Here is a 4,430-nt window from a genome sequence, read left to right on the forward strand (position 1 = left end):
GCGGCGGCCCGTGGCCGGCTCGCGGTCAGCCGGCGGCCGGCCCGCGATCCGCCCGCGACACGCTCTGCGACTCTTCGGCGGACGCGGCACGCTGGCCCGGCACCGCGTTGCTCAGCTCGGCCGCCTCGGCGGGGTCGGCGTTCGCCGCGCCGGGCCGGGCCTGCCGGCCGATGTCGCGGATCTCGGCCTTGCGGGCCAGGTCGGCGACCGCGGTGCCGAACCGGTCGATCGACCTCGGCTCGTCCGGACCGAGCAGGTACCGCTTCAGCTCCGCGCGCGCGTCCGCCAGCGGGTCGGCGGCCGGGTCGCGCACGGCGTCCAGCAGTCCGCCCAGCTCGGCCGCGTCGTTGGAGAGGATCACCGCGGCGCGCACGGCCGTGTTCTGCCGCCTGAACTCCTCGGCCCCCACCTCGCCGGAGTCGGTGACCGCGTACGGCTTTCCGCTCGCGATGAAGTCGGAGACCACGGAGGAGATGTCGGAGACCATCGCGTCGGAGGCGTTGAAGCAGTCGTACAGGCGCGGCTGGGCGCCCTTGACGACGCGGTGCTCGTACGACGGGAAGGAGCGCCAGTAGGCGTCGTTCCACTCGGCGCGCAGCCGGGCGGTCTCCGCGTGCCGGTCCGGGTCGGCGATGCCGTCACGGGTGGCCTCGGCCTCGTCGCCCCTGGTGCCCCCGGCGCCGGCCAGTTCGGCGAGCCGGGCCTCGATCCGGGCCAGCTGGGCGGCGGCCCGGTCCATGGCCGCGTCGTCCGCGGTGAAGCGGGGGTCGGCGGCGCGCTCGGCGGCGGCCTGTTCGACCAGGGCGGCGATGCGCCGGTGGGCGGCCCTGGCGTCCTTGCTGACGTTGCCGGTGAAGGGGTGCGGCTTGTACAGGACGCGGACCGGCGGATCGGCGGTGATCAGCCGCTGCACGATGTTCTCGCCGGCCAGCACGATCGAGGTGTTGCCGGGGTTGCCGTCCCAGCCCTCCCAGGTCGGGGCGTACAGGACCGTGGGGACGCGGTCCCCGCTCACGTCCCGCCGGCCCCGGATGGGTGCGAGCTGGGGGCGGCCGACCTCCACGATGTCGTCGTCGCGGACGCCGACGTCGGCGATGGCGTAGCGGTCGCGGCCGGCGCGGCCGGCGGTCCACACCTCGTCGTAGACCTTGCTGTACGGATTGACGCTGGCGAGCTTGTCGCTGTCGCCGTGGCCGATGAAGACGTGCTTCATCGTCGGGACGCGCAGCAGGTGGATGTTCTTGCCGACGTTGGCCGCGTACAGGGCGACGCGCACGGTGGACAGGTCCAGGTTCATCAGGTGCACCCCTCCCGGCACGCAGACGACGGGGACCGTGGTGGGCGCGAGGCTGTTCAGGATGGCGCGCTCGCGGAGGATGATCAGCGGCCGGGTCTCCAGCCGCTCCATCGTCTCCAGCCACATGTCGGCCTGGTAGGCGGAGTCCTTGGAGCCGGAGAAGTACAGGACCGTCTCGGGCCGGTAGCCGGTCAGCCAGTCGTCCACGGCGGCGAGGACGGTGTCGGGCCGCGGCGGGACCTTCCGGCCGCGCACGTACGGCACGAGGACGAGGACGTAGAGGCAGCCCAGGCCGACGGTGAGGCCGATGCCGGTGAAGCCGGCGACGGCGGAGCCCGGTCGGGCGGAGACCAGGATGCCTGCGAGGGCCAGCAGGTCCAGGTGGAGCATCTTCTCCGCGGAGCGGTGCATCAGCAGGCGCGGCGGGGCGTCCGGGATGCGGAGGCGGGACTTCAGGTCGATGTTGCGGGTGGCGACCGGCATCCGGCGGCGGTTGCGGATGAGGGTGACCAGTGCGCCGTGGGGGGCCTGGAGACCGTAGAAGGCGATGAAGCAGGCGACCGCGCCGTAGAAGATCAGGTCGTCCGAGAGGGACAGGCGGGCCAGCAGCAGGACCAGCAGCAGCTGCCTGATCAGGAAGCGGATCGACAGGCCGGCCCGGACCTTGCTGAGGCGGTTGACCAGATAGCTGCCCTTGCGGTGCAGATGGTGGTCGGCCAGGTACGTCACGGCGGACACGGCCGCGAACGCGGGGACGCTCGGGACGAGCGCGGCCAGCATGAGCGCCGGGAAGCCCAGTACCAGGAGGGCCGCCGCGGCCAGCTCGGCCGCGCTGCCCACCCGGGCGACGCGAATAGCGGTGGAGATCACGGAGAAACCTGCTCAGGGAGGGGGGTGCCAGTTCTGTTCGGTGAATGAGCAGCCGCGGCGGCCCGACGGTCCGGCCAAGCGCCCGGGGGGGTCACATGCTGCCCTGCCGGTCCAGCAGCGAGGCGAGCGCCTGGTCGAAGCCGGAGGCCTTGGCCGCGTCGGCGGTCGGGTCCTGCCGGCGGACGTCGATGACGTGCCCGGTCAGCTCCGACAGCAGCACGTCGAGGGAGGTGCCGGCCACGGCCTCGGAGGAGAGCAGGCTGCCCGCGGGCTCCGCGCCGAACGCCTTGGTGCGCATCGGTGTGGCGGTGCGCTCGGGGTTGATGCAGTTGACGCGGACGCCGTCGGCGGCCCACTCGTCGGACAGCGCCTGGGTGAGGTTCACCATGGCCGCCTTGGTGGAGGAGTACAGGGAGTACTCGGCGCGGCCGCGGGTGTAACTGCTGGACGTGTAGAGGAGCAGCTGGCCCTCGGTCTCGGCCAGGTACTTGTAGGCGGCGCGCGCGATCTGCACCGGGGCCAGGTAGTTGACCTTCAGCGCCTCCTCGATGGCGGCGCTGTCGGTCTCGGCGAGCCTGCCGATGCGCAGCACGCCCGCGGTGTTGACGACGTAGTCGATCCGGCCGGTCTCCGCGTACGCCGTGGACAGCGCGTCGTCGACCTCCTCCGGGTTCTCCACGTGGGTGCCGGTGGTGGAGCGGCCCAGCGCGTAGACGTTCGCGCCGTAGCTCTCCGCGAGTTCGGCGAGGTCCTTCCCGATGCCGTAGGAGCCGCCGAAGATCACGAAGGTCTTGCCGGTGAGCAGGTCGTGGTAGGAGTCCTCACCGATCTGCTCGGGTGCGGCGGTGGAGGCGAGCTGGAACAGCTTGTCGGCGATGAAGACGTCGACCGGCTGCGTCACCTTCATGTTGTACTCGTCACCCGCGACCACGTGGACCGGCACGTCGGGCAGGTACTTGAGGACCACCGAGCAGTCGTCGGTGGCCTCGAAGTGGGGGTCGCCCGCCGCGACCTCGTAGGCGTGGCGGATCGTGGACAGCTTGAATGCCTGCGGGGTCTGGCCGCGGCGCAGCCGGGAGCGGTCCGGGATCTCCGTGATGAACTCACCGTCCTCGCCGTGGGTACGGGTGACGATGATGGTGTCCGCGGACGGGATGGCGACGTCCACCGCCTGGTAGCGGTCCAGCGCGGCCACGCAGTCGTCGATGACGCGCTGCGAGAGCAGCGGACGTACGGCGTCGTGGAAGAGGACGTTGCGGTCCTCGCCCTCGGCCAGGCCCTCGCCGAGCGCGGCGATGGCGCGCTCCGTGGTCTCGTTCCGTGTCGAGCCGCCCTCGATGACTTTCTTCACCTTGGTGAAGCCGGCCTTTGCGACGAGCTTCTCCACGTCGGGTACGTAGCCAGGCGTCATCAGCACGATGACGTCGTCGATCGAGTCGGCGCTTTCGAAGGTGGCCAGGGTGTGCTCGATGACTGCCTTACCGGCGATCTTCAGCAGCTGCTTGGGAATCGAAAGACCCACTCGCTGACCGGTTCCACCAGCCAGGATCACTGCGGTGGTACGGGGCTTGGCTATGTACTGGGACACAGATGACCTACCTAGGGGGGACAGGGAACCGGGGAATAGTTGCACTCCCGGTAAGCGCGATGCAAGGCGCGTGATGTGCTCGGCATATGTGCGCGCAACCTCTCGTTCATCTTGCGTTCCTGGTGTCGGGCGAGAGGTGAAGTGAACGCCTGTGAAATACCTGTGAGTAAGTCCACAGATTCCATGGAAACGGGGCTGTGGGTAACTCGCCCCGCAGTGTGCACATCTTCACGCCCCGGGATACACAGGTGCACGGGTTCTTCATATGGGGCGGCGCATGGTCGCGAACGGACCGGGAATGCGAAGGAGTCGGCCACATTTTGCTGTGTAATTCACAGCGAGGGCTCCTCGCATCTCGATCTCGGCCGGGCCGGTGAGCGATAGTGCGGGCCGCCGCTTTATTAATGAGATTCTCAGGGAGTTCCGCGGCTCGGCGAAAGCACGGGAAATCCGTGATGCCCTCCACGGCTCTTCCCGCATGGTTAGCGGAAGTTAAGCCTCGTCCTCCCTGCGCCCGGCTCGCCCGCGCCGGTTCCGAGGGCGTCGGGTCGGGACGAAGAAAAATCCCCTGCGGCACGGGAAGGTTCCCGTGCCGCAGGGGATGCGTGACGACGCGTAGGACGCCGTACCGCCGGTCGCCCGGCAGGCGGTCAGGCGGTCAGGCGGTCAGGCGGT

The 4,430-nt window shown here is 70.0% G+C and carries 2 protein-coding genes; both read right to left on the reverse strand.

The window, feature by feature from the left end; translation table 11 throughout:
* Window positions 1-25: 25 nt before the first annotated feature.
* Complete coding sequence (locus tag GT045_RS02995) at window positions 26-2,137, reverse strand: hypothetical protein (RefSeq protein WP_161333203.1); 2,112 nt, start codon at window positions 2,135-2,137, stop codon at window positions 26-28.
* A gap of 121 nt (window positions 2,138-2,258) precedes the next feature.
* On the reverse strand, window positions 2,259-3,755 hold the full coding sequence (locus tag GT045_RS03000; RefSeq protein ID WP_161333202.1) for a bifunctional cytidylyltransferase/SDR family oxidoreductase: 1,497 nt from the start codon (window positions 3,753-3,755) through the stop codon (window positions 2,259-2,261).
* Window positions 3,756-4,430: the final 675 nt, after the last annotated feature.

Source organism: Streptomyces sp. SID486 (genome assembly GCF_009865385.1).
In the GTDB taxonomy this organism is placed as follows: domain Bacteria; phylum Actinomycetota; class Actinomycetes; order Streptomycetales; family Streptomycetaceae; genus Streptomyces.